Annotated in this window: 20 protein-coding genes; 5 read left to right on the top strand and 15 right to left on the bottom strand. The window is 46.9% G+C overall.

Annotated elements, in window-relative coordinates; all coding sequences use genetic code 11:
• Positions 1 to 11: 11 nt before the first annotated feature.
• Positions 12 to 407 carry a nitrous oxide-stimulated promoter family protein gene (locus BIW15_RS10935; RefSeq protein WP_065766216.1) on the top strand — a complete coding sequence of 132 codons (396 nt, stop codon included), beginning with the start codon at positions 12 to 14 and terminating at the stop codon, positions 405 to 407.
• Here BIW15_RS10935 and BIW15_RS10940 read toward each other — a convergent pair.
• The gene (locus BIW15_RS10940; protein WP_373270265.1) at positions 394 to 1,740 is read right to left on the bottom strand and encodes an MATE family efflux transporter; all 1,347 of its coding nucleotides are present in this window, start codon (positions 1,738 to 1,740) and stop codon (positions 394 to 396) included. The genes BIW15_RS10935 and BIW15_RS10940 overlap by 14 nt on opposite strands.
• A 90-nt stretch (positions 1,741 to 1,830) precedes the next feature.
• Here BIW15_RS10940 and BIW15_RS10945 point away from each other — a divergent pair, with 90 nt between their 5' ends.
• Positions 1,831 to 2,724: a helix-turn-helix transcriptional regulator gene (locus BIW15_RS10945; RefSeq protein WP_077281000.1), complete on the top strand. Its 894-nt coding sequence runs from the start codon at positions 1,831 to 1,833 to the stop codon at positions 2,722 to 2,724.
• A gap of 53 nt (positions 2,725 to 2,777) precedes the next feature.
• On the opposite strand, the gene BIW15_RS10950 is transcribed toward BIW15_RS10945, so the two are convergent.
• Entirely contained in the window at positions 2,778 to 3,938 is a 1,161-nt protein-coding gene (locus BIW15_RS10950) for an MFS transporter (protein WP_005460918.1), read from the bottom strand.
• A gap of 176 nt (positions 3,939 to 4,114) precedes the next feature.
• Positions 4,115 to 4,549: a thioredoxin TrxC gene (trxC, locus tag BIW15_RS10955; RefSeq protein ID WP_005486290.1), complete on the bottom strand. Its 435-nt coding sequence runs from the start codon at positions 4,547 to 4,549 to the stop codon at positions 4,115 to 4,117.
• Positions 4,550 to 4,715: 166 nt separating this feature from the next.
• Here trxC and BIW15_RS10960 point away from each other — a divergent pair, with 166 nt between their 5' ends.
• Entirely contained in the window at positions 4,716 to 5,810 is a 1,095-nt protein-coding gene (locus BIW15_RS10960) for a ketoacyl-ACP synthase III (RefSeq protein WP_025589303.1), read from the top strand.
• An 88-nt stretch (positions 5,811 to 5,898) separates the two neighbouring features.
• Here BIW15_RS10960 and BIW15_RS10965 read toward each other — a convergent pair whose 3' ends face one another.
• From BIW15_RS10965 to BIW15_RS11010, 10 genes are all read right to left on the bottom strand, one after another.
• Positions 5,899 to 7,224 carry a DUF1501 domain-containing protein gene (locus BIW15_RS10965; protein ID WP_077281001.1) on the bottom strand — a complete coding sequence of 442 codons (1,326 nt, stop codon included), beginning with the start codon at positions 7,222 to 7,224 and terminating at the stop codon, positions 5,899 to 5,901.
• A 9-nt stretch (positions 7,225 to 7,233) separates the two neighbouring features.
• Positions 7,234 to 8,796 (bottom strand): DUF1800 family protein, encoded by a 1,563-nt coding sequence (locus BIW15_RS10970; protein WP_077281002.1) that lies wholly within the window; start codon positions 8,794 to 8,796, stop codon positions 7,234 to 7,236.
• A gap of 446 nt (positions 8,797 to 9,242) precedes the next feature.
• Positions 9,243 to 10,505 carry a hydroxymethylglutaryl-CoA reductase gene (locus BIW15_RS10975; protein WP_077281003.1) on the bottom strand — a complete coding sequence of 421 codons (1,263 nt, stop codon included), beginning with the start codon at positions 10,503 to 10,505 and terminating at the stop codon, positions 9,243 to 9,245.
• A gap of 354 nt (positions 10,506 to 10,859) precedes the next feature.
• Positions 10,860 to 12,095, bottom strand: coding sequence for a mannose-6-phosphate isomerase, class I (gene manA, locus BIW15_RS10980; protein ID WP_077281004.1), 1,236 nt, complete (start codon positions 12,093 to 12,095; stop codon positions 10,860 to 10,862).
• A 124-nt stretch (positions 12,096 to 12,219) separates the two neighbouring features.
• On the bottom strand, positions 12,220 to 13,560 hold the full coding sequence (locus BIW15_RS10985; protein WP_069538867.1) for an MFS transporter: 1,341 nt from the start codon (positions 13,558 to 13,560) through the stop codon (positions 12,220 to 12,222).
• Between the two features lie 6 nt (positions 13,561 to 13,566).
• Positions 13,567 to 15,069: a signal transduction histidine-protein kinase/phosphatase UhpB gene (gene uhpB, locus BIW15_RS10990; protein ID WP_021487059.1), complete on the bottom strand. Its 1,503-nt coding sequence runs from the start codon at positions 15,067 to 15,069 to the stop codon at positions 13,567 to 13,569.
• Positions 15,069 to 15,677, bottom strand: coding sequence for a transcriptional regulator UhpA (gene uhpA, locus BIW15_RS10995; RefSeq protein ID WP_005394558.1), 609 nt, complete (start codon positions 15,675 to 15,677; stop codon positions 15,069 to 15,071). The genes uhpB and uhpA overlap by 1 nt, the downstream gene beginning before the upstream one ends.
• A gap of 139 nt (positions 15,678 to 15,816) precedes the next feature.
• The gene (uhpT, locus tag BIW15_RS11000) at positions 15,817 to 17,211 is read right to left on the bottom strand and encodes a hexose-6-phosphate:phosphate antiporter (protein ID WP_077281005.1); all 1,395 of its coding nucleotides are present in this window, start codon (positions 17,209 to 17,211) and stop codon (positions 15,817 to 15,819) included.
• 406 nt (positions 17,212 to 17,617) lie between these two features.
• Complete coding sequence (gene fdhD / locus BIW15_RS11005) at positions 17,618 to 18,448, bottom strand: formate dehydrogenase accessory sulfurtransferase FdhD (RefSeq protein ID WP_005479322.1); 831 nt, start codon at positions 18,446 to 18,448, stop codon at positions 17,618 to 17,620.
• A 53-nt stretch (positions 18,449 to 18,501) separates the two neighbouring features.
• On the bottom strand, positions 18,502 to 19,386 hold the full coding sequence (locus tag BIW15_RS11010; protein WP_005460961.1) for a LysR family transcriptional regulator: 885 nt from the start codon (positions 19,384 to 19,386) through the stop codon (positions 18,502 to 18,504).
• 665 nt (positions 19,387 to 20,051) lie between these two features.
• Here BIW15_RS11010 and BIW15_RS11020 point away from each other — a divergent pair.
• The gene (locus BIW15_RS11020) at positions 20,052 to 22,376 is read left to right on the top strand and encodes an FdhF/YdeP family oxidoreductase (RefSeq protein WP_015313261.1); all 2,325 of its coding nucleotides are present in this window, start codon (positions 20,052 to 20,054) and stop codon (positions 22,374 to 22,376) included.
• 106 nt (positions 22,377 to 22,482) lie between these two features.
• On the opposite strand, the gene BIW15_RS11025 is transcribed toward BIW15_RS11020, so the two are convergent.
• Positions 22,483 to 24,186 carry an FAD-dependent oxidoreductase gene (locus BIW15_RS11025; RefSeq protein WP_077281006.1) on the bottom strand — a complete coding sequence of 568 codons (1,704 nt, stop codon included), beginning with the start codon at positions 24,184 to 24,186 and terminating at the stop codon, positions 22,483 to 22,485.
• 71 nt (positions 24,187 to 24,257) lie between these two features.
• A complete protein-coding gene (locus BIW15_RS11030) occupies positions 24,258 to 24,443 on the bottom strand; it encodes a DUF2892 domain-containing protein (RefSeq protein WP_005460908.1) in 186 nt (61 codons plus the stop codon).
• A gap of 178 nt (positions 24,444 to 24,621) precedes the next feature.
• Between BIW15_RS11030 and BIW15_RS11035 the strand changes: the two genes are divergently transcribed.
• Positions 24,622 to 24,930 (top strand): metalloregulator ArsR/SmtB family transcription factor, encoded by a 309-nt coding sequence (locus tag BIW15_RS11035; RefSeq protein WP_005460911.1) that lies wholly within the window; start codon positions 24,622 to 24,624, stop codon positions 24,928 to 24,930.
• Position 24,931 lies beyond the last annotated feature (1 nt).

A 24,931-nucleotide genomic window follows, 5' to 3' on the forward strand; every position in this document is an offset into this window, starting at 1 on the left:
TGGGCAATACCATGAGCGATATTTTACTTGGCAAACTCGCCATCGAATTTAAAACCGTCAAAGCGATGGTGGAGGTGTATTGCCATGATCATCATGGAACCAGAGATGCGCTGTGTAGCGAATGCCGTGAACTGCTTGATTACGCGGAAGTGCGATTGGACCGATGCCCATACGGAGAAGAAAAACCGACGTGTAACAAGTGCCCAATCCACTGCTATAAACCCGAACCTAAAGAACAGATGCGTTTAGTGATGCGCTATTCAGGCCCGAGAATGTTACTAAAACATCCGATTCTGGCAGTTCGGCACCTGCTGCACGAGAAACGCGAGGTTCCTGAAAAACCAGCTGCCAATGCATCGAACCGCCACAAAAGAATCAATGAAGAACGCGATACTAAGAAGTCGTAACGACGGTTAGATTCTTTATCCAATACTTTTGCGTATATCGACGATAACACAACGCCAACTTAACGACTTCCTCTGCAATCATCAGTGCATACACGTACTTAAACTCCCAACCAAGAACAAACGCAGCGATTGCACAAAGTGGCAAGCCTGTCATCCACATGGCGATAAAGTCCATGCGTAAGCAGAATACGTTGTCGCCACCAGCTCGAATAATCCCGTTAATGATGATCATGTTCAACATACGCAACCAAATCGCGCAGCACAAAATCATCACCGCAGGGGCTGCGAGTGGGTAAAGCTCAGGGTTGTCTAAATTCAATGCTGCAATGATCAACTCACGATTAAGAAGCAACAGTACGCCGATGGAAATACCAAACACAAAGACTGCTTTGATAAAGAATTTTGCCATGTGTTCAGCTTGCTCAAAGGCATCACGCCCCAAGGATTGACCAATCATCACAGAGCACGCCACAGAAATCCCAAAGAAAATTGAGTAACAGAGTGATTCAAATGGGCCGAGCATGCTAAATACCGCCAATTCGGTTGTCCCCATGTGGCCAAAAATCATCTGATAAACCATGGTGCCGATTGCCCAAAGTAGTGCACCCAGCGTCATTGGTAGCGCAAGACGACGATAAGACAGCCACAGCGAAGGGCGTTCAGAGCCTTCTTTTACTTCCAGCAACCAGTGCTTCCGCCAACGCATGTAGGCAATCATGGCGAGTACTTGGAACAAGCGAGAAATGGTCGTAGCGAATGCAGCACCAGCGACCCCCATTGCTGGGATGCCAAAGCCGCCTTTGATTAACCAGAAATTCAAACCAATATTAAGGACGATGGTCATTGCACCCATTAATAGCGGAGTGACGGTGTCTCCCGAGGAGCGCATGCTGGCTTCGAGCACGATGACGATATGCGTAAGTAACAGCACCGGAAACGCATACCACAAGTAAGTCGCACCCAACTCAATCACTCGTGTATCGCTGGTTTGTAAACGCATGATGAGTTCGCTACCAAGCGTGATGATCAACGTCACTGGGATAAGCACTTTTAAGCCAAATCGGATGGCGATTCCAGTGACGGTTTTGGCACTGACGGCATCATTTCGCCCCCAATATTGAGCAACGAGCGTGCCGTTGGCAGAGGCTAGACCGGCCATGATCATGATCGCCACGAAATGCCATTTTGACGCAATTCCCACAGCTGCTGTCGCTTCTTTACCAAAGTCACTAACCATGAGAACATCAGCCAATGCCAATATCGCGACAAGCGCGCTTTGGATTGCGACGGGAAAACCTAAGCGAATAATCTGACGTAACAAGTCGCCAGACATAGGATTTGTTTGGTTTTTGATGTCAGTGTTGTTCGTCATAGTCACTCCTCAGTTTGTGGGGGAATATAAAACCAACCGAGGCATAAATACATGTTCGAAAATCGACAAAACCTGTGCGAATCCGTCATCGGTCAATTCTCTCCTCAACATGAGTGGCACGATGACGTCTACCTTGCACCTGCGTGCAAAGAACGTTTTCTTACGCTAACGGAAATTCCAGAATGGCAACGTGCCGATATTTTTATGGCGGGATTGGCTGAGCTGCACGACGGTTATCACGTTGAGCGTGACAAGGTGGGCGTGCATACGTTGTTATTCACGTTAGAAGGCGGCGGTGTGTTGATTACGCCGAACTGCGTTAAGGAGATCGAACCATATACGCTGACCATCTTGCCCGTAGACACTTGCTTTCGTTTCGAGATCAACCCGCGTTTGGGAAGTTGGAAAATGGTCTGGTTGCTGCCGCAAAATGCACCTACATGGCATCATCTCAATGATCTTGGCCAGTGCGTGATTCCATTTTGTGGCTCAGAACAGATTTGGTCGTTGATGACCTTGCTCTACAACGAAATCGGCGGACGCTCTGGTTTTCGTCAGTTATTGATCAGTGAAGTTCAACGGTTGGTGCAAAGTGTGGAAACACCAATCAGTACGTCGCTTTCGCGTGTTCAGACCTTGTTTAATGAGATAGAAGGGCAACTGCATTTGCCTTGGACTGTCAGTGAAATGGCGAAGCGATGTTTTATTAGTGAAGAACAGCTAAACCGTTTGTCGAAACAGCTCTTCAATATGAGTCCGAGGAGCAAGTTGATCGAGCTGCGAATGCACAAAGCAGCTGACTTGTTGCAATACCGGGCGTGGTCAATTGCGATGATTGCTAATCGATTGGGATACCGAGACCCGTACAACTTTACGCATCGATTTAAGAAGTTTTACGGCATTTCGCCAACACGTTATCGAAAGCAGTTAATGAAAAACGCATAAAAAAACGAGGGCAGATAGCCCTCGTTTTCAATGGTCATTTGGTTGTTTTAGCTTTATAGGCCCGCAGCCATTTGCTGTTTGGTTTTGCTCGCTGCAAGCAACATGTAAACGCATGTCGCTACCAAAGCCGCAAACAAGTAACCCAACAAGCCGTGTACTTGGCCCATAAATTTGTCTGCAACCACTGGGCCTGCTACTGAGCCTACGCTGTAGCTAAACAGCATGACTTGAGTTGCAGAGACAATAAAGCGTTCATCAAGTCCTTCACAGCCGAGGTTGATTGCCACTGGGTATAGAGCAAACGTGGCCATGCCCAATAGGAAAAGCGACGCCGCCAACACTGCGGTAGACGTAGAGATGAACGTCAAACCGATAGAGAAAATACCCAAAATACAGAAGAACGCCATTAAGACTGTTCGGCTCATGTATTTGTTTAATGTGGTCACCATAGGTTGAACCAACATGCCGCCAAGGATCACCAACGCCATAAGCGTACCAATGTCTTGGTGGGTAATTTTACGGTTCGCCAATTCAACAGGCATAAGGCCGTAAATCGCACCCAAGGTTAAACCAGATACGACGCAACCGATGATCGCTGCATGATTGAGTTTTGCAATCTGTTTGAATGACAATGAAGTCGATTCATGGCTATTCGGTTGTTCGCAATCAATAAACATCAGTACCAGCATCGCCATTAGGATCAATGTTGTAATCGCAACAAAGGGTACGCCGCCACTTACGCCAAGAACGCCAATACCAAATTGACCTAGAGCCGAGCCGCCGTACAGAGAAAGCATGTATAGGCTTAGGCGTTTTGCGCGTGATGCTTCGTCGCCTGACATCAACCAGGATTCAACGATCACGAACACACCTGCAACTGCTACACCAGCAATAAAGCGCGCAACGAGCCAAACTAGGCCATTCGGGAATGCTGGTAGGGCAACGATGGTGAGCGAAAAGGCAGCCAAACAGCCAATAAATGCTTTGCGGTGGCCAACATTGCGAACAATGCGTTCGATAAACATGGCACCAATCAACAAGCCGCCATAAAACACGCTCGCCAACCAACTCGCGTAATCAGCAGAGATGTTGTATTCGCCGAGCATGAGTGGGATCAAGCTCATCAAATAGCCTGAAGCAACCGCGTAAAGAGACAGTGCGACGACTGGAACTGTAACTCGTGGTGATGCTGCAGAAACGACTGTGTTTTCCAATGTTTTGCGCCTATAAATTAAGAGAAATCTGGGGGTTATTCGGCGCGAATATGAGGCTAATTAGTAGGCATGTAAAATGATAAATTTGTGTCGTATCGACAAATAAAATTTGTCGAAATTATATGGCAATTTGCTGCATAAAAAAGCCTGCCAGACTGGCAGGCTCAAGGTTGGGATTATTTTGTAAGTGCTTGATTTAACCATTGATCAAACTGCGATTTAGGCAGCGCACCATTCAGCATATCAACGCGCTGACCGTTCTTAAATACCATGATGGTTGGAATGCTGCGAATACCAAACTGTGCCGCAAGCTGTTGTTGGGCTTCAGTATCAATCTTTACAAAACGAGCCGTTCCTGCTTGTTCTTGCGCGACATCCGAGAAAACAGGAGCAAAGCCGACGCACGGATTGCACCATGGAGCCCAAAAATCGACAACAACTGGCGTTGAGCTTTCTAATAGTGCAGAAAAGTTATCGAGTGTACCTTCAATAGGCGCGCCATCTAAAAGCGGGCTCTTACATTTACCGCACGTTGCAGATTCTGCAACACGCTCATTAGGGACACGATTTAAACCGCCACAAGATGGGCAACGAGTTTTAAACGATGACATGACTTCTTCCTTTATAACAACTTGATGAAAACATGACTTACCAGTCAGCTTCATAATGCGTATACTTTCTTTTTACTTGCAAATTTTATGGAATAGCAAGTTTTATAATAGAACCGGATCAGGTTCTTAGATATTTCATTAAAATACAACAATAAATAGGTCTGCGATGACAAATTACTACGCTGAAATTACAGGTTGGGGGAAATGTGTACCGCCAACCGTGCTCTCTAACGATGATCTTAGCACTTTCCTTGATACTTCAGATGAGTGGATTCGCACCCGAACAGGTATCGAAAATCGCCGTATTAGCCATGTAAATACTTCAGATATGGCGACAGTAGCCGCTCAGCATGCGTTGGCAAGAGCAGGCGTTGAAGCAAGCGAAATCGACCTAATCATTGTTGCAACGTGCTCTCCTGATTCACTTATTCCAAACATTGCGTCTAAAGTGCAGCAAAATCTGGGCATTCGCTCAGCGGCGGCTTTCGACTTAAACGCAGCATGTACCGGTTTTGTATACGGCCTAGAAACGGGCACGCGTTTGATTCAGTCCGGGAACTATCGACACGCCATCATCATCGGTGCGGAACGTTTGTCTTTCTACATTGACTGGGCGATGCGTGATACCGCGGTTCTATTTGGTGACGGCGCGGGTGCGGTGGTTCTATCTCGCACAGAGAAAGAAACGGGCTTGCTGCAATCGCAAATTGGTTGTGATGCCAAAGGTCGCGATATTCTTTCTGTGCCGAAGTTTGGTACTTGTATGGACCGCTTTGCGGAAGATAACGGTTACTGGGATTTCAACTTTGTGGGTCAAGAGATCTTCAAACGCGCAGTGAAAGGCATGGGCCTAGCGGCGAAAACCGTACTAAAAGCATCTCAGTTGACGACGGAACAAATTGATGTGGTGATTCCGCATCAAGCGAACATCCGTATTATTCAAACGTTGTGCGACCTTTCCGGTATTCCTCAAGACAAAGCGTTTGTGAACATTCAAAACTACGGCAATACCTCTGCGGCAACGGTGCCAATTGCATTGTGTGAAGCGGTAGAGCAAGGCCGAGTAAATCCTGGCGATAACATGCTTCTGGCTGCGTTTGGTGCAGGTTTGACGTGGGGTGCAGCAGTGCTGAAGTGGGGTGACCGCGTAACGCCAATTGGTGAAAGTGATGCGGCTCTGCCTAAGTGTGAACAATCCGCGCTAGAATTACTTGAGCGCGCTATCAAGCTTTGTAACGAACGTCGTCGTGACGAAGTTTAATGAACCTTCGTTAACATAGATGATATTGCAAAGGGAGCATTGTGCTCCCTTTTTTGACAATTAAATAAACGAAACTAAGCTACTTAGCTTAAGCCATAAAGCCAAGGTTAGATGTGGTGAAATTACGGATGTTCGGGAATACGTATTCCAGTGCAGCATTGTCACTCACTCCCATCCACTGTGCGAGAGTTGAGCCAACTTGGTCTGCGGCAATAACCGGAATCAACCGACCTTTTGAGTAATCATCTTGCCCTCCAAGTGTTAATTCTGGCCACGTACCGATCGGCGCACTGCCATTTACCGCACCACCTATCAATAACTGATGACCGCCCCAGCCGTGATCGGTACCGTTACCATTATTGGTCATTCGTCGACCAAAGTCAGACATCGTAAACGTGGTCACGTTTTTACTCATACCGAGCTTATCAACTGCGCGATACATGGCATTTAGGTTGGTGGCGAGATCTTCGAGTAACAATGGGTGTCGCGCGAGTTGCGAGTCATGTAAGTCGTATCCTGTATGTTTTACAAAGAACACTTGTCGCTGCTGACTAAGCGCACTCTGGCTGGCGATCAATTTGTACACGGTCTGCATTTGTTTGCCGAGTGTAGAAGAGGAGAATAAAGGCGCGTCGTCGATCAGTTTCAGTTGCTCCGCGAGGATGTTGCTCATCATCATGGATTCGTCGACCATCAAATTAAAATGCCCACTGAACGGGTTATCTGCGCTTTGTGAGAGCAGTTTTTGATAAATCTCTTCGTAAACTGGATTTCCAACCGCCGTCAATTGAACCGCTTTGTCTTTTTTGAGTACGGTCTGACGGTGCTCCATGGCCTTCAACCACAACGTATCGCCATGCACACTATACAGCGGTGTGATTTGAGCGTCTGACGTTAGCACATCGAGCATGCGTCCAGCCCAACCTAAATTCGTAGAAGCATCCATCCCACCGCGCAACCAAGATGCGGTCTGTGAGTTGTGAGAAAACAGCTGCTCTGGCAGTGGAACATCACCTTGTTCGATGGCTTGCTTTGTCACAGGTTGGTTGAGAATGCCACTATTGAGCACCAAATTAGCATCGCTTTGTTGGAATAGTGGAGCAAGTGCCGACAACTTAGGATGCAGCCCAAGCGGAACGGCGTTGTTGTTTGCGTCGTTCGCATTCAATCCAATGGGAATAATGGTATTTTTGGCAACAGAAAGAGATCCTCTCACATTGGCGTACTGGTTGTAGTGAAAATCAGATAGCGGCAATATGGTATTAATCGCGTCGTTTCCGCCAGCTAAGTACACACAGATTAGCGCTCGGAAATCATTTGAAGGCGCGGCAAGTGAATAACCCGGCAATCCGAGTGAAGCGATCGCCCCAAACGATGCGGTGCTTTTTAGAAAGTTACGTCTCGAAATGTCCATAATTCACCCCTAATCCTGAATGTAAAACTCATCGCCAGAAATCGCAGTAAAGATAACGAGTGCGAGTTTTGTTGTTGGTACGTAATCGGTTCGATACTCATCCGACACTTCTAGCAAAAGCGCTTTGAGTTCAGGCGAAGCCGTACCCGCAAAGAATCGTTCATCGACACGCTCAACGAGAGCTTCGTGATCATCGAGTAGGGAATACAGTTCGCTAAAGTCCAGCGTATAAGTATCGCCACCACCCGAGCGAGTGCTACTGAGCATGAAATTGACCAGATCGGTATACACTGACCAATCGAGCAATTCGTATTCGGGTGACACCATGCCTGACTGCACAAACTCATTCGAAGGTTGATAGTCTGGCGAGTAGAAATTAAATACTGAAGGAGAACGCAGTGCGCCTTGTTCTGCGGTGTTCATCACTGTTGTTGCTCCGTCATAGCGCACAGCGGTAAGTGTAAAGCCTGCGGCTCGGTGGAAGTTGGTGAGCACCAAAATGGGCTCTTTCACTTTTATTGGCGGCGTGTTGGTTAACCCCATGGCTTCGTTATCAAGTAAAACCGCGCGGATCACTGCGCTTAAATCACCTTTAACCCCTTTTCCGTTGTTGTTGAATACGCGAGCAACTCGCGCAACGTACTCCGGGCTTGGGTTAGAAGAGACGAATCGTTGAATCAGAAACTTCGACACAAATGGCGCAATGTTAGGATGAGACATCAATATATCCAGCACTTGTGAGAGCTCTTCTTGGGCGGTCAAACCCGCAGGAATGGTTGTTCCCAACACGGTTTTTTCGTTGGTGTCATGTCGGCTGTTTATCACGCGCATGGGTTCAACAAATGCCGTGTCTGAATTTTTCCAACCAGTTAGCGCACGGGCCAGTTCTTGGATATCAGTTTGAGAGTAGGTCGGCAGCGGTTTTCCGGTTTTAGGATCACGTTTTACACTGCCATCAAGGTTTAGCTCGTAAAGTCCTAACGTAAAAAGCTGCATCAGTTCTCTGGCAAAGTTTTCATCCGGTAGCGCGCCTGTTGAAGTATTTTCCTTAGTGCTGCCCATCATTGATAGGTAGTTGCCCATCGCCGGGTGGATAGCCACTTCGTGTAGAAGATCACGATAGTTACCAAAGGCATACTTCACCAACACATCGTAGTAGTCCACTAGGCCTGTTGGCTTGCTCGATAGTGCTCCGCCATAGCGCGAGACCACGAGTATTTGGCTTAACGCAAATGCCATTCGCTGACGAAGCTGGTCTTCTGATGTGAGAACAATTTGATACCAAGCATTTTCTCGATTTGCTTGTGCTCCTTTGCTAAAAGGAGTGTCGTAGAGAGGACGATGATAGGTCGCCGGAAGAAGAAGTTGTTGTTTGATCCAACTTTCAATGCCAACTTCTTCGACTTGATCAATCAAGGCTGGCGTTGGTCCAAACGTACTTTGATAAAGAAAGCGCGCATTGACGAAGTTAGCGGAATCCTCTTCTGAGGAAACGGGCCCTGCATAGCAGAGCAACATGGCTAAGAATCCTAGCACCCAACAAGAAATTCCATTTTGTTTCTGACGTCTCATAGTTAACTCGCTTACCCAAAGGAACGACTTAAATCCATTTAACGGGAGTAGTGACGCTCGTGTGAGCTTTAAAATAAATTTAGAAAAATCAAGCAGCTGCAGAGGTGAGTATAGTCGCTATAAGTGACTAATAAAAAACACAATTACTGAAAATAGTACGATTTTGTAACGACAGGAATTGGTAATTTGAGATAACTTACTGAATTTTATGTATAGACAAAAAGAAAGAAAAACCGCGTAAGAAAGAGAATAATTGTGAACAGATACGGAACTGACGGTCAATTTTGCCCAATGTAAAGAGGCGGCTTTATCGATGAGAGCGAACTCGGTGTTTAAAACGAATGAGCCATGAAAGAAAATTATCGAAGAGAAGGATCTGAATAAGTGCCCCGCAGAAGTTCAGCGCTCAGAGAAAAACAAAAGGTCTTCTCTGAGCGGCGAGTCAGTTATTTACGCGCTAATTTATGATGAGCTCGGGAGAAGTGATCGGCACAAAATGCGCCCACAATCGAGAGTTCGCCAGCCAGACAAAGCGCAGCTGCGACTTCGGCTAAGGCTTTCGCATTGCCGTTGCCGTGCAAACCTAAAATATCCAAACATGCTTTTTGCGTAGGAAGGCCTGTGCCCCCGCCAACCGTTCCCACCATGATGTTCGGCAAGGTCACGCACGCGTACAAGTTGCCTTGAGTGTCCACATCCATACGAGTGATACCAATGGCAGACTCTGCAACACAAGCGGCATCTTGACCGCAAGCAATGTACAGCGCGGCAAGAGCGTTTGCGTAATGCGCGTTGACGCCAATTGTCCCGCTGAGTAAACCGCCCACCGTGGTCATTTTGCCAAATTGAACCATAGACTCCGGCGTTGTATGCAAGTATTTTTCAACCAACTCAGCCGGAATGGTCACTTCGGCGGATACTTTCTTACCGCGTACCGAGCGCAGCGTGTGCGCGTTTGGTTTTTTGTCGCCTGATAAGTTGCCATCCAAGAATGCTTGAGTTGGTTTGATTGGGCTGGTCGCCAAAATATGATGGAACACTTCGTTTGTTGCGATGGTCACCATGTTTTGTCCGGAAGCGTCACCAGTCACGTATTCAAAGACCAAATAAACGTGGTTTCCTTCGATATTTACATTGATGTCTTTGAGTTTGCCATGTGAGGTGGTGGATTCTGCTATTTGACGAAATACTTCAAACTGGGTCACAACCCAACTGACGAACTGGCCAGCGTTGGCAAGGTTATTAAAGGCGAACACTGGTGTTCGGCTCACCCCTTCACTCAGTAACAATGCGCTTGCGCCACCAGCGGCGGTAATAAGATTTGCGCCACGGTTGTAGGAAGCGACTAACGCGGCTTCTGTCGTTGCGAGTGGAACCAAAAAGTCGTCGTTCGCATACAAACCGTTGACGCGTAAAGGACCTGCGATGCCGACCGGCACATTGACAGTACCAATGAAGTGCTCGATGTTGTTGGAGTAAGCGTCGCAATGTGACTGCGTGAAAGGATCAAGAAGATGATCTTTATTGGTCACTTGTTCCAATACTTGCCAACGGCGCGCCAAATGCTTATCTGATAGGCCAGGGCTTAAGCAGAGACGTTTCTCTGGCTTGTGAAACTTCGGTTCTAATGCCGATTGAATCTTACTGCTGGTTTCGATATCGGAAAGGGCGGAGCTTTGAACAGGGTTATCTTGGTTTAACTTCGGCATACAAACGTTAACTGAAAAATCGAACCAGAGATTGTAGTGATTGAGGCTTTGATTACAACGTTGATTATACGTTTTGCAACAAATACCACTGTGCAAGCGCCTTTATTATCCAAGTGATTTGATATTGGGGCGGCGAATTTACCGGAAATAAATGGGTATCGACAATGTATGTTGTAGTGAATAGAGGAATCTATGGTTCTCAGAGAACTTAGATGGTTTAGACCGCAGCGGCTTTGAGTCGATAAGGTGTAAGAATGAGAGTCTTAAAACCGGACAGGCTCAATCTATGAAAGCAATAAATTGTCTAACCCAGTCCCTTGGGTCAGACGCTAGCTTGAATCCGTTATTCAGAAGTTAGTTAAAGGCGCGAGCCACACGTCCCGCACTTTGAATACGGTAATGGCCAACGTAAGCAGGAACAAATACCGATTGTCCTTTCGCTGCGGTTAACGTCTCACCGTTATCACTGATGAGTGTCAGGTCGGCATCAATCGCCATCAAAATCTCTGCGCTGTTTGCCTCAACCACTTCATTGTTCGGTTGGTTAATAATGCTGAAACTAAAGTCTGCCACGGGAACGGGGTAAAGGTTTTGGCAACCATCGGCATTGGGTTCTAGAACAAGGCTGTTAAACGGCTTAGGCACAAAGTCTGTGCATTTAACCAGTTCTTCAACATCCATATGTTTCGGCGTGAGTCCTGCACGCAAAACGTTATCTGAGTTTGCCATGATCTCTAATCCCGTTCCTTTAATGTAAGCGTGTGGCGTTCTTGCGCTCAGGAACATCGCTTCGCCAGGTTGCAGCGTGATGACATTCAACAGTAGTGGCGCAAACAAGCCGACATCGCCGGGGTATTGAGTGGATAGTTCCAAGATGAGCTGGAAAACATCGCTGTCAGTGCCTTGCTCCGAGTCAGTGCATTGTTCCGATTGACGTGAAGCGTGGGCAAGAAGCTGTTTCAGTGCTCGCTCTTTTGTTTCTCCTTCCATGGTCAGAATGTGCACAAAGAAATCGCGTAAACCTTGTGAGTTGGCTTCGTGTTTGAATGCATCTAGTGGCGCGCGTAGCTCATCGATATCGCAAAGGCTAAATGCCTCAATAATCTCGGCATACGAGCGAAAACCGTTCATGGCTTGGTAACTTGTCAGCGCGTACACCAACTCAGGTTTGTGGTTTGGATCCTTGTAGTTACGATGGCTCGCGTTTAGTGGGATGCCAGCACTTTGCTCTTTTTCGAAACCTACCTCGGCATCTTGTTTGCTTGGGTGAACTTGAATCGACAGTGCGTGTTCGGCCGCTAAGATCTTAAACAGAAAGGGCAGGTCGCCAAATTTCGCTGCGGTTTCTGCTGATAAGTAAGCGGGTTGGTTTTGTTTGATCAGTTCAGACAAAGGCAGCGTGTTTTGCTCAATCTGAACTTCAGAGCAGCCGTTTGGGTGAGTACCCATCCATACTTCTGCTTGAGGCTCATTCGTTTCGTTAGAAAAGCCAAACAAATCGTGAATAGAAGAGGTGCTTCCCCAAGCGTAGTTTTGGATTTTGTTGTTCATTTGAAAGAAGCTATGCGATGAAATAGTGTTCAAATTCATGAATTTTTCCCATAGTTAACCCTCCGAACTGAATCGGAAGAAAAATTGAGCAGAGATACGTTAAATAAGGATGGCGAGCGCGGTTAGGTCACTCGCCAATTTGCCCGAAGGGCGATAAGTTGATTTACAACCGAGGTTTTGGTTCGAGTGGTTTTCGTGATGGTTGCGCTTGCAAAAATGGCAGCAACAAAAGGCCAATGACGGCTGCACAAACTGAAATGGTGATGAAGAAACCCGTCCAATGATATTCTTCAAGAATTAACGCCAGTGGATAGCCAGACAATGCTGCGCCCATGTAGGCGAACAAGCCCACGAACCCTGTTGCCGCGCCGGCAGAATCTTTGTGAGAGCACTCAGCCGCCGCCATACCGATCAGCATTTGTGGCCCAAAGACAAAGAAGCCGATGGAGAATAATCCCGCCGCTTGGAATGCAAAGTTGGTCAGAGGCATCAGCCAAAGCGCAGAGACAGATAAGAAAATCCCAATCGCGAACAGCAAGTTCATTGGCCCACGGTTACCACCAAAGAGTTTGTCTGAGCCCCAACCCGCAACCAATGAACCAACAAAACCACCGATTTCAAACATCGATAGAGCAGCGTTGGCGTTAATCAGGCTGTAGTGATGCTGCTCGGTTAAATACAGGTTTCCCCAGTCATTGATTGCGGTTCGGACGATGTAAACCAACACATAACTGAACGCGAGTAGCCAGATGTATTTGTTGTTAAATACGTACGATTTCATAATTTCGCGGTAGGTGAGGCCACGTCCGTAATTTTCTTGCGCAAGTTCTAGTGCGTCGTTGCGCCATTGTCCGACACTTGGTAAGCCCATTGTTGTGGGTTTGTCGCGCAATCGCCAACAAACGAATAGGCCGAGTAATACCCCGATGATGCCGGGTAGAATAAAGCCTTCACGCCAGCTGTAGTGCAACGTTAAATAGCCCACCCAAATAGGGATCAGCGCGCCCCCAACGTTGTGTGCGGTGTTCCAAATCGCCCATAAGAAGCCACGCTCGGAGCGTGAATACCAAGTGGTTAACAGCTTGGAGCATGAAGGCCAGCCCCAGCCTTGGAACCAGGCGTTTAAGATCCACAGAGTAATGAAAGCCGCGAGTGAGCTAGAAAAACCGAACGCGATATTGACCAGACCTGTCGCAATCAATCCTAATCCCATGAAATAACGAGGGTTAGAGCGATCTGAAATCGTACCGGAAATAAACTTCGAGCAGCCGTAAGTAATGTAGAAAAGCGTACCGATAAGACCCAAATCGCCTTTATCTAAGCCAAGATCGGTAATCATCGCTGGTGCGGCGTAGTTAAATGTCTTACGGGTAAAGTAGAAACCTGCGTAGCCGATGTACATCCCCAACATAATGTGCAAACGCCAATGGCGGTAACGCTGGTCGATTTGCTCGTTGCTCAGACTCGGTTGAGTAAATTTAGGTGAACGTAAAAATCCAAACATCTTGAGTTACACCTTAGGTAAAGTAATGCTGATTTGTGTGCCGATCACTTGATCGCTGGTGGAGTAGATAACCATTTTTCCACCTAACGCGTGCACACGCTCTTGCATGCCGCGAACGCCCATGCCTTTCATGCTGTCCTGAACTTTGAAGCCGACACCATCATCGTGAATCATCAGTGACACCGCAGCTTCTCCAATTGTCAGTTCAATATTGATCAACTGCGCTTCTGCGTACTTGGCTGCGTTATTTAATGACTCTTGGCATAAACGGAATAGGGTGACTTTGAGTGTGTCACTCAGGCTGGTGTAATCGCCCTGCCAATTCAGTTGAACAGTCGTTCCGTGATTGGCGAATTCCATCTCTCGCGTCAGTTGCTCGACGGATTCTTTTAAGTCCAAATCATCCAGCATTTTGGGTCTTAGCTTGCTTAACAGACGCTTAGTGGTGTCGTACACGTTGAGAGAAAGCCCCTCAATGGTATCTGCGCAATGTGCGCTCATTTCTGCGTTATCGATGCGCTTGATGATGTTGGCTTGAGTACGGATAGCGGTAATGTTCTGGCCGATTTCGTCATGCAGCTCGCGGGCAATGTCGCGTCTTACCGATTCTTCCGCTTCGATAAGTTGACGAGACAGATTTTGATTGCGGGATAGCTCGCCACGCAGTTTGTGGTTGAGATCTTTTTGCTTTTGAACCGCCAAACCCAGCATGATGCCAGTGATGGTTTGAGCTGAAAGAGACAACAACAAATCGGTGATTTCTAGATTTGATACGCCGCTGCGAGCCGCAATCAGCGCAATGCTGTTGAGCATGGTGGCGAGTAGGGCTCCTTGCCAGCCGTAACGAAGTGCCAGCACGATGATTGGGATGGCCATACAAAATGGCGCAAATCGTTTTAACTCTTCAGGCAAACTCGTTTGCACCAGAATGCTGCCGATAAGAAGTACGGCGTAAAACACTATGTGTCGAATGCTGAACACCACAGTGTTGTTCAAAAGATGCGACGTCAGAGGCGACCATCGGCTTTGAAATAGGTAGTTCCACAGCAGGTAGCACATAGGAACCAGCATCAGCCCACCAGAAATACTGGCTAACCACACCATGTAAACAGAAGGCACGTGAAAGCCGACCGCCATTACGTTGATGAAGGCGGTAATGATGATCACAACGCCCATGACGGCTAAGTGGCGGTTTTGGTCACCGTAGTAGTATTTTTTCGCAATCAGTGTGACAGGGATGCTGGCAACGCTGGCGATCAGCACGGTGAGCCATTGAGGTTGTTCTAATAAGGTCGCCAGTGCAATCGTCAGCGCCCATTCTGATACGTAGATTGTTGGCCAGTAAGCGGTGCGAGTGTGCAGCGCAATCCCCAATCGTAAGGCGAATGGGAAAAGCAGAATGGCGAGCTCTGGATCGTTGACAAAGTAGTAGGCGATCACCCACAAACAGAACCAAGCACAGGCCATAACAAACAGGCCACAAATCGTTGTGACAGAATAGGCTCGCATTAAAAGGACTCTTGAGAGAATAGTTTGGCGAGCTCAACGTTGTTTTTCACGCCGAGTTTGTCGATGGCATTCGCTCGATGAACGTGTACGGTCTTGTGGCTCAAGCCAAGCTCTGCCGCGACGGATTTTACATCCAGCCCTTTGGCTAAAAGCTGGCAAACTTCATTTTCGCGTCTTGTTAGTTGGCAAAGCGATGCAGCTTTGTCACTTGGTGTTGCCAGTTTGATGGCAATGTCGGAGGTAAGATAGCAGCCGCCAGACGCACTGGTTCTCACGGCTTGAATAAGTTCGTCTGGGCTACAGCGTTTGCTTAGATAGCCTTTTGCACCAAGTTTTAGTGATTTTTCCACCATTGCAGGGGAGTCGTGCACGCTTAGCATGACACAGGCAATGCCAGTTGGAATTTCGCTCAGTAAGTTTAATCCGCTCTCATCGGGCATGGAAATATCTAGGATGACGACGTGTGGGTGTACCGCAGGCAAGCCTGTGCGTGCTTCGGCGACAGAACCAAATTCACCAACAACGGTAATATCACTTTCTAAATTTAATAATTGTGCGAAACCAGAACGCACGATGACGTGATCATCAACTAGAGCAACATGAATCATCATTACAACCAAATAGAGCAGACAACAAACAACAATAAGCCCCAAAACGGAGCTAATAGAAAAACCTTTAATGATACTGAATTGATCAACTCATTTTAATGATCTTGCGCGCTTTACCGAAGTAAAGCGCGCAGAGAAGTTAGGCTTGGTTTTGTGCAAGTTTAAGCTTCTTCGCGTGTCGAATCTTCTTCTCTTCCGCGATAGCAACGAAAGCAAGCAAAACAATACAAATCATGGCGGAGGTATCTAGGGCTGCGAAGGTACCTTTCCAGCCTGTTAGACCGAAGATTGGTGTACCGTCTGCAATCATACCGAGACCAAGTTTCGCGAAGCTGTCACCGATTAGGTAAGCGAATGTACCTTTCACACCGTCAGCCACACTGATTGCTTTTTTAGGAACAAAACCAACCGCTGCAACACCGATAAGAAGTTGCGGACCAAACACCAAGAAACCAAGTACGAATAGAGATGACAAGTACATGAATTCATTTGTTGCGTGTTGGTAGAACTCAAGCGATACGATGATCAAACCAAGAGACACACAAGCAACCAATGCGCGGCGACCGTTTGCTAGGTCAGATAAGTAACCCCACATCAAAGTACCCACAAGCGCACCGACTTCGAACAGAGTAAAGCCAGAGATTGCCGTTTCTTTTGACAGACCAAGCTCTTGGTACGCATATACCGTTGACCATTGGTCGATACCGATACGCACGATGTAAAGGAAGATGTTGGCAAAGCAAAGTAGCCAGATAACTTTGTTTTTAAGAACGTATTCAACAAAGATTTCTTTTTTGGTCATCTGGTTTTCTTCAGCAGCGGTGTCTTCTTCACTCACTGCTTCATCGAAAAGTTCTTCTACTTTACCTAGACCGTAAGCTTCTGGAGAGTCGCTACCAAAGCGCATACCGATAAAGCCAACGATGATCGCGATGATAGAAGGGAACACGAACATGCCGATTACGTGGCCGTCGAATAGGTAGTTAGCACCGAAAAGAGCAACACCCGCTGCGCCCGCACCACCAACGTTGTGTGACATGTTCCACAAGCCTAGGTAAGAGCCGCGTTTGTTACGAGGTGTCCATTTTGTAATGGTTGAGTAACTAGAAGGGCCACCAGTACTTTGGAAGAAACCACTCAGAGCGTAGAAAGCCACCATCAAGAACAGGCTTGCACTACCGCCGCCCATGCTGAAGCTGAAACCAAGCATTGCAAGACCAGAAAGGATCAGCATAAAAGGGAGGAATTGCTTGGTGTTCTTACCGTCAGCGTAGTAAGACACAACGGTTTTACCGATGCCGTATGTGATGGAGAAGCCAAGGCCAATAAGACCTAGGTCTGTCATGCTCAAACCGTAAGTTGAGATCATGTCGTTTTGCGCGACATTGAAGTTCTTACGAATCAAGTACATGGTTAGGTAGCCGATGAATACGACCAAGTAAGATTGGATGAACGGTTTAAACCACATCTTTCTTCTAACTTCGACAGGAAGATCGAGGGTCGGCTTCCGCACCTGTTCGAGGAATTTTAACATGATGAACTCTCTTGTAATTGTTTTAGAAACACAACGGAGACCGTTATGTGCTCTTGTTACCTTTGACTGAGCGGAATTTTAAAGAGTGGTTTTGTGAGGCACATGAGATGGTTGCCTAGATCGGCTAGGAAAAATTCCTAGAAATGCCTAGGGAGGCGGAAAAGCGTGAAAAGAGTCACACAAAATCCTTACTAATTTATGGGTTTTTGACAGGGTTCTTATCGGATTGGAAAGCGTTCAAATGCAAGCAGGTTAATATACGCAAGCTTAGTGCTGACAAGGGGTGAGCACGTTTGGTTGGAGAGAATAGTGTCTTGTCGCTAAGTATCAATTGGGAATGAGAAGCAAACAACAGAGACCCAGAGGTCTCTGTTAGAAATATTAGGAATTCGGCTAGGTTGACGTGTTAAGGCGCAGGGCTGTATAGACGCGGCGAGCCGTGTTTTGGTAAGTGAATTAGGTTCAAATGGTTTCTTCTTGCCCATTCGACGGTTAACGCTGTAGGTGCAGATAAGCAAACCAGAGTGGGGATGCGCGCGCGAACGGCTTTGTGGATCAACTCCAAGCTGCAACGGCTTGTCATGATAGCGAAGCCACTTTGAGGCTCGATGTGATTGTTGGCCAATGCGCCAATCAACTTATCTAGCGCGTTGTGGCGGCCGATGTCCTCTCGGCACAACTTGATGTTGCCTTGTAAATCTGCAAATAAAGCGGCGTGTAACGCGCCAGATTCACGTGCGGCTTCTTGATGCAGTGCGACTTTGTCTCGCAGCCCTTCAAATACATCGGAGCGCGGAGGAAGAGACGGTGTTAGCGGTGCTAAATCAGGCAAAGCTTGTTCCAGAGCCTCGACGCCACAAATGCCGCATCCGGTTGTGCCGGCAAGATTTCGGCGCTGTGTTTTTAACGCCCAGAAAGCGCGGTTGCTGATTTCCACTTCCGCATAGTGAGATTCGTGATCGCCGCCAATTTCAAGGTCTTTGATCTCTTTGAAGTCGTGGACGATGCCTGTGCTTAGGCTAAACCCTTTCACGAAGTCTTCCAGATGGCCTGGCGTCACCATCATGACCGCTTGGCTAATGCCGTTGTAGCTGATAGCTAAGGCGGATTCACTCGCCAGCGACATTTGTTGTACTGGGCGGCCATCAATCAATTCTCGGTAATTGAACGCACTTGGTTGAGGTGGTGCTTGATTGAAATCGGACAGTTCAAAATAAGATTGAGTAGTACATCTCATGAAATCACCTCATAAGCCGTTGTGTATGCCAAAAGTTGACGTGTGGATTCTTGCTATCGATTGAATATGTTTTTTGCTTCTGCGAAGCACTGATCGGTTAGCGCGGAGAAGGGTTCTTGTTTTCGCTTTAACAAACCTAGCGGTGCGTGAACGGCGGCTTCTTCGATAGGGATAATGCGAAGCGTATCGTTCAACTCTTCCAATCCACAATTCAGCGGCATAATGGCGCAACAAAGGCCACTGGTTACTGCTTGGATCAAGTGAAAGGTGGAGTTACTTTCAATGACGGTTTGCGGAACCAGCCCTTTACTCACAAAGCTAAGATCAATTGAGTGGCGATAGTGCATGCCCTTCGAAAGCAGCCCTAGCGGAATGTTATTGAGTGACTCCCACAACACTTCAGATTCGGCAAAATCAAAATGACGCTCATCGAATAAAACGCCAAGTTTGGTCGAATCTAGCTCGATAACATCGAAGTAAGCGGTGTTGACTTGATCGACATAACACATCCCCAAATCAAGCTGATTGCGATTGAGTTGGTCTATGATCTGTTCGGTCGTCATGGAGAGTATTTGAAAGCGTAACTCAGGGAACTGTTGAGCTAATGGTTTGAGCAATTGCATAGGGTTTTGGCTGGCGAGTGGCACCATTCCAAGCCGAAGAGAGCCGACCAACTGACCACGGCAGTTGGCGGCTTCGGCTTGCAATCCATCATGAGCTGCTAAGACGGTTTTTGCCCAAGCTAAAATGCGTTCTCCGGCTTCAGTAAATCCTTCAAATCGTTGACTTCTTTGGATTAATTCGAGATCGAGTTCTTCCTCTAAGCTTCGGATTCTCATGGACAAGGTAGGCTGCGTAATGTGGCACAATGCGGCGGCTTGACCAAAGTGTTTGGTCTGTTCAAGTGCGATGAGATATTTAAGTTGTTTGATATCCATAATGGCTTGTTAACCTTGCGTTGTGAGTCACATGTACGGGGGAACTCCCTAAAAAGGGCACAGCACTACCGTACTTTTTAAGCGCTGGAGCGTTTTAACTGGGGAATGAAAAACCAAAACCAAGTCAAGAATAAAACCACACTCAAAATTGATCTGAATCAAGGCTATTCCTGATATTAATTAGGGTCAAATTTAAAGTATCTATAGTGTGATAGATACTATCTATTATCAAGAGGGCCGATTTTATTGAGTTCGTTAATCGAACTAGGTGGAATCGAATGGGAAAACGATTAACCTCATAAATTGTATTGATTAAAAATGTGATGACCGTCAGTGGAAAAATTCGTCATAGATTTTGTTTATCACTCGGTCAGGATTATCAATTGGACGCATATTGAATATCGACTTAATCTTTGATTTAGATCAAGATGCAGCAATGCGAATTGAATCTACCAGTCTTAGAAACAGTAGGCGGTATCCGATATCAAGAATCTAGATAAGTAAACGCTCGGACAAGCGAGAGCGTGTTGAGTGGTTACTTATTTGGATTAAAAAATACATGGATTAGAAACTAAGCCCTTCAATACTTCCGCATTATCTCAATAAATAACGCGCTTGTTTTCACGGGCACCCTGCTTGCTGGTATATCTGCGAGGAGTAAAGTCGTGAGCCAAAAAGAACAAATAAAAGCATACAAAGGTCCAGCTGGTGGTTGGGGTGCACTGAAAGCCGTAACCAGAAGTTGGTGGGGCAGTGAAAATGCAGTTAAAAACATTCGCACTATGCTCAAAACCAACCAAAATGGCGGTTTCGACTGCCCGGGATGTGCATGGGGCGAGTCGCCAGATAGTGGTAAAGTCAATTTTTGTGAGAATGGCGCGAAAGCGGTAAACTGGGAGGCGACCAATCGTCTGGTTGATCCTGAGTTTTTTGCCAATCACAGCGTTTCATCTCTCTCAACGCAAACCGATTACTGGTTGGAATACCAAGGCCGTATCACGCACCCAATGCGATACGATGCCGAGTCCGACCACTATGTACCTGTCTCTTGGGATGAGGCTTTTTCTCTTGTGGCTAAACATCTCAATCAATTGGATTCACCGCACCAAGCGGAGTTTTATACCTCTGGTCGTGCAAGCAACGAAGCGGCGTTTTTATATCAGCTATTTGTGCGCGCATTCGGTACCAACAACTTCCCAGATTGTTCCAACATGTGTCACGAAGCCAGTGCAATCGGGATGAAAGACACCATTGGCGTTGGTAAAGGCACAGTGATCTTTGATGATTTTGAAGAAGCCGACGCGATTTTTGTGATTGGTCAAAACCCGGGCACGAACCACCCACGAATGCTTGAACCTCTGCGCGAAGCGGTAAAACGTGGTGCGCAGGTTATCTGTCTAAACCCGCTGAAAGAGCGCGGATTAGAGCGTTTCCAAAACCCACAAATGCCGATTGAGATGTTGAGTAACGGCTCAGAGCCTACAAACACGGCGTACCTGCGTCCTGCTTTAGGCGGAGACATGGCAGTGTTTCGTGGCATCGCGAAATTCTTGTTGCAATGGGAACGCGAGGCATTGCAAAACGGTGGCAAAGCGGTATTTGATCGTGAATTCATCAAACAACACACGATAGGTATTGATGAGTATTTGGCTGAAGTGGACGCAACCTCTTGGGAACACATCGCGGAACAATCGGGTCTTGATTTAAGTGAAATCGAGATGGTGGCGAGCATGTATCGACGTGCAGAACGTGTGATCATGTGTTGGGCGATGGGGTTGACTCAGCATCGTCACTCTGTGCCAACCATTAAAGAAGTCGCAAACGTGCAAATGTTACGAGGTAACGTTGGTAAGCCGGGCGCGGGTCTTTCACCAGTGCGTGGTCATAGTAACGTTCAGGGCGACCGTACGATGGGCATTGATGAAAAACCTTCAGATCTGTTGTTGGATCGCATTGAAAGTCGATTTAACTTTGCCGTCCCGCGTGGTGAAGGCCACAACACTGTGCAAGCCATTAAAGCAATGGAAGAAGGGCAAGCGAAAGTATTTATCGGTTTGGGCGGTAACTTTGCACAAGCAACGCCAGACACAGAACGTACGCACAACGCGATGCGAAACTGTAATTTAACCGTACACATTTCGACGAAGTTAAATCGTTCTCACCTTGTCACAGGTAAAGATGCGCTTATTCTTCCATGCTTAGGCCGTACTGAAATTGATCAGCAAGCGACGGGCCCACAAGGTGTGACGGTTGAAGATACTTTCAGCATGGTGCACATCTCATTTGGTCAGCTAAAACCGCGTTCGGAGCATTTGCGTTCAGAACCAGCGATTATTGCCGGTATTGCCAATGCGACACTCGGGGCAAAACCAATTGATTGGTTGTGGGCGATTGAAGATTACGACCGTATTCGCGATTTGATTGCCGACACCATTCCGGGCTTTACCGACTTTAACCATAAGCTTAAACACCCGGGTGGATTCCACTTGGTAAACCCAGCTGCCGAGCGTCGATGGAATACACCAAGCGGCAAAGCACAGTTCAGCTCTAGTGAGTTGCCGAAACAGTTGATCAGCGAAGCGATACTCGAAAAAGGCCAAAAGCCAGATTTGATCTTGCAAACCATGCGCTCACACGACCAATACAATACGACACTTTACGGCTTGAATGACCGTTATCGTGGTGTATTTGGCATGCGCGAAGTGCTGTTTATCAATGAAGCGGATATTCGTAAACTCGGTTTTGAACCGGGCGACAAAGTGGACATGGTGTCATTGTGGGAAGATGGCGTTGAGCGCCGTGTGAGCGGATTTACGCTTGTTGCCTATGATGTACCAGCCGGTCAGGCGGCGGCTTACTATCCAGAAACGAACCCATTAGTTCCTTTAGATAGTTATGGGGATAGAACATTTACGCCAACCTCCAAGTTTATTGCGATCAAATTGGAAAAATCGACATCCGATAAGATCGCTTTGGTGGAAACGGAATAGTTACCAAACCAGCACTACAATATTCGGGATAAGAAAAACGGCTGATATATGTATCAGCCGTTTCTATTTCTCAAATCAAACAGATTTAATGTTTGCGAAGATTACATTACGCTTTTGCAAACTTGTAAGTACGGTAACCACCAATCAAGTTACGAGCTTTGTAACCGTTGTTGACGAGTTGACGGTATGCCACGTTACCGCGCAAGCCTACTTGACAGTAAATCACAATCTCTTTGTCTTTTGGTAGTTCACCCATACGATGGCGCAGCTGATCAACCGGAATGTTGATTGCCCCTTCAAGATAACCAACAGACTCCAATTCACCCGGGTTACGGACGTCGAGGAGAATTTGATCTTCAGTCAGGTTGTCGATTTCATCGTAATGAATCGCCGTTGCGTCACCTTTGATGATGTTATTTGCCACAAATGCCGCTTGGTTGATCACATCTTTCGCACTGCCGTAAGGTGGCGCGTAAGTCAGTTCAAGATGCTGCAGTTGTTCAACCGTCATGCCAGCACGTTGTGCAACAGCCATAACGTCGATGCGTTTATCGATGCCATCTTTACCAACTGCTTGAGCACCTAAAATCTTGCCTGATTGTGGGTCGAACAACATTTTGAATGACACCACTTCAGCGCCAGGGTAGTAACTCGCGTGGCTTGCTGTATGCACGTACACTTTGTCGTATTCGATACCAGCGCGTTTTAGTTGCTTCTCGTTTTTGCCGGTAGAAGCCACTGCAAGGTCAAAGATCTTACAAATCGCTGTCCCTTGTGTGCCTTGGTAGGTTTCTTTGCGGCCGAGCATATTGTCCGCTGCCATACGGCCTTGACGGTTTGCCGGGCCTGCAAGTGGTACTAGAGTTTGCTCGCCAGTCACGAAGTCTTTCTCTTCTATCGCGTCGCCGACAGCGTAGATCGAAGGATCGCTGGTTTGCATGTATTCGTTCGTGTAAATACCGCCTAGCGCGCCAATTTGAAGGCCAGCTTCTTGCGCCAGTTTTGTCTCAGGACGCACACCGATTGCCATGATCAGAATATCGGTAGTGAGTTTTTCACCGTTGTTCAGTGTTAACTCCAATTCACCTTCTAGGTGTTGGTGTTTCTCACTCTCACCAGAGTCGAAACTTGCAACGTGCTCGTTAGGTAGGAATTTCACAGATTCAAGCGCGACGCCAAGTTTGAGGTCGACACCTTTGTCACGAATTTCTGCATGAGCAAAACCTGCCATTTCACGGTCTACTGGCGTCATGACTTGGTCTGCCATTTCGATCAGAGAGGTTTTAATGCCAAGTTGGTGGAAGGCTTCCATCATTTCTAAACCGATGAAACCGCCGCCAACAACTGTCGCATGCTCTGGCTTGTTCATTTGGATCGTTTCGATGATGCGATCCATATCTGGAATGTTACGTAGCGAGTGGGTGAGCGGGTTATCGAGGCCTGGGATTGGCGGAACAATAGGGCCAGCACCTGGGCTAAGCAGTAGGAAATCGTATGATTCTACGTATTCAGACTCATCCAACAGGTTTTTGATCGTAACGGTTTTGTCCTGTCGGTTAATAGAAACTACTTCATTCATCACGCGAACATCAACGTTAAAGCGTGCTAAAAAGCTTTCTGGCGTTTGCAGTAGTAACTTACTGCGTTCTTGGATATCGCCGCCGATGTGATAAGGCAAGCCACAGTTGGCAAATGAAACGAATGGGCCACGTTCAAACATGATGATTTCGGCATCTTCGCTTAGACGACGAGCACGCGCCGCCGCAGATGCACCACCTGCAACACCACCGACGATTAAGATCTTAGTCATTTTTAACTCCAAGTTTTAGGGCGAGCTGACCTTTCACGAATAGCCTGTGTGAAAGGTCACTACGCTCTAGATTATCTAAAACCAAATTTCTTTAAAAAATAAGCAGCAGGGCAGATTCCCGTGTAAGCACTTTGAATAAGATTAACGCCAATAAACACGGTGAACCAAATGAAGTTACTGTGAACGAACACGGTTAGTATGACCGAGACCAATACCATCGTGCCTGCAAAAACTCGTACTGCATTTTCTAACGTCATAACTCTTCTCCTTCGTACTCTCAAACTGAGAACGCCATCCTTTGATGTTCATCACTATAATTAACTAAATTAGAAATGTCTAATGTTAATTTATCTAAATTCACAATTACTAATTTAGTGTTGACTAAAGATATTGTTTTAGTAATATCTAATTTAGTTTTTAATGTAGAGGTGAGTCATGAGCTATACAGATATGGATGTAGCAGCAATGAAAGGCAATGCAAATGAAGCTGCTGATCTCCTAAAAGTAATGGCACATCCGGAAAGGCTAATGGTGTTGTGCCAACTGACCCAAGGTGAAGTTGGTGTTGGGGAACTGCAAAAGAACTCGTTCCTTAGCCAATCCGCCTTTTCACAGCATTTAACGGTGCTTCGCAAACACAAATTGATCACGGCTCGTAAGGCATCACAGCAAGTGTTTTATTCGTTGTCAGAACCGAGAGTTGAGTCATTAATTAAAGCGCTTCATGGCGTTTTCTGTAACTAAT

Source organism: Vibrio sp. SALL6 (assembly GCF_002002385.1).
GTDB lineage: Bacteria > Pseudomonadota > Gammaproteobacteria > Enterobacterales > Vibrionaceae > Vibrio > Vibrio parahaemolyticus.

Excerpts from the sequence above, each read along its gene's own strand:
- BIW15_RS10935 (WP_065766216.1), top strand. The coding sequence starts at position 12 with ATGAGCGATATTTTACTTGGCAAACTCGCCATCGAATTTAAAACCGTC.
- BIW15_RS10960 (WP_025589303.1), top strand. The coding sequence starts at position 4,716 with ATGACAAATTACTACGCTGAAATTACAGGTTGGGGGAAATGTGTACCG.
- uhpT (WP_077281005.1), bottom strand. The coding sequence starts at position 17,211 with ATGTTAAAATTCCTCGAACAGGTGCGGAAGCCGACCCTCGATCTTCCT.
- BIW15_RS11010 (WP_005460961.1), bottom strand. The coding sequence starts at position 19,386 with ATGGATATCAAACAACTTAAATATCTCATCGCACTTGAACAGACCAAA.
- fdhD (WP_005479322.1), bottom strand. The coding sequence starts at position 18,448 with ATGAGATGTACTACTCAATCTTATTTTGAACTGTCCGATTTCAATCAA.
- BIW15_RS10965 (WP_077281001.1), bottom strand. The coding sequence starts at position 7,224 with ATGGACATTTCGAGACGTAACTTTCTAAAAAGCACCGCATCGTTTGGG.
- BIW15_RS10940 (WP_373270265.1), bottom strand. The coding sequence starts at position 1,740 with ATGTCTGGCGACTTGTTACGTCAGATTATTCGCTTAGGTTTTCCCGTC.
- BIW15_RS10985 (WP_069538867.1), bottom strand. The coding sequence starts at position 13,560 with ATGTTTGGATTTTTACGTTCACCTAAATTTACTCAACCGAGTCTGAGC.
- uhpA (WP_005394558.1), bottom strand. The coding sequence starts at position 15,677 with ATGATTCATGTTGCTCTAGTTGATGATCACGTCATCGTGCGTTCTGGT.
- BIW15_RS10975 (WP_077281003.1), bottom strand. The coding sequence starts at position 10,505 with ATGCCGAAGTTAAACCAAGATAACCCTGTTCAAAGCTCCGCCCTTTCC.
- BIW15_RS11035 (WP_005460911.1), top strand. The coding sequence starts at position 24,622 with ATGAGCTATACAGATATGGATGTAGCAGCAATGAAAGGCAATGCAAAT.
- BIW15_RS11025 (WP_077281006.1), bottom strand. The coding sequence starts at position 24,186 with ATGACTAAGATCTTAATCGTCGGTGGTGTTGCAGGTGGTGCATCTGCG.
- BIW15_RS11030 (WP_005460908.1), bottom strand. The coding sequence starts at position 24,443 with ATGACGTTAGAAAATGCAGTACGAGTTTTTGCAGGCACGATGGTATTG.
- trxC (WP_005486290.1), bottom strand. The coding sequence starts at position 4,549 with ATGTCATCGTTTAAAACTCGTTGCCCATCTTGTGGCGGTTTAAATCGT.
- BIW15_RS10970 (WP_077281002.1), bottom strand. The coding sequence starts at position 8,796 with ATGAGACGTCAGAAACAAAATGGAATTTCTTGTTGGGTGCTAGGATTC.
- BIW15_RS10945 (WP_077281000.1), top strand. The coding sequence starts at position 1,831 with ATGTTCGAAAATCGACAAAACCTGTGCGAATCCGTCATCGGTCAATTC.
- manA (WP_077281004.1), bottom strand. The coding sequence starts at position 12,095 with ATGAATTTGAACACTATTTCATCGCATAGCTTCTTTCAAATGAACAAC.
- uhpB (WP_021487059.1), bottom strand. The coding sequence starts at position 15,069 with ATGCGAGCCTATTCTGTCACAACGATTTGTGGCCTGTTTGTTATGGCC.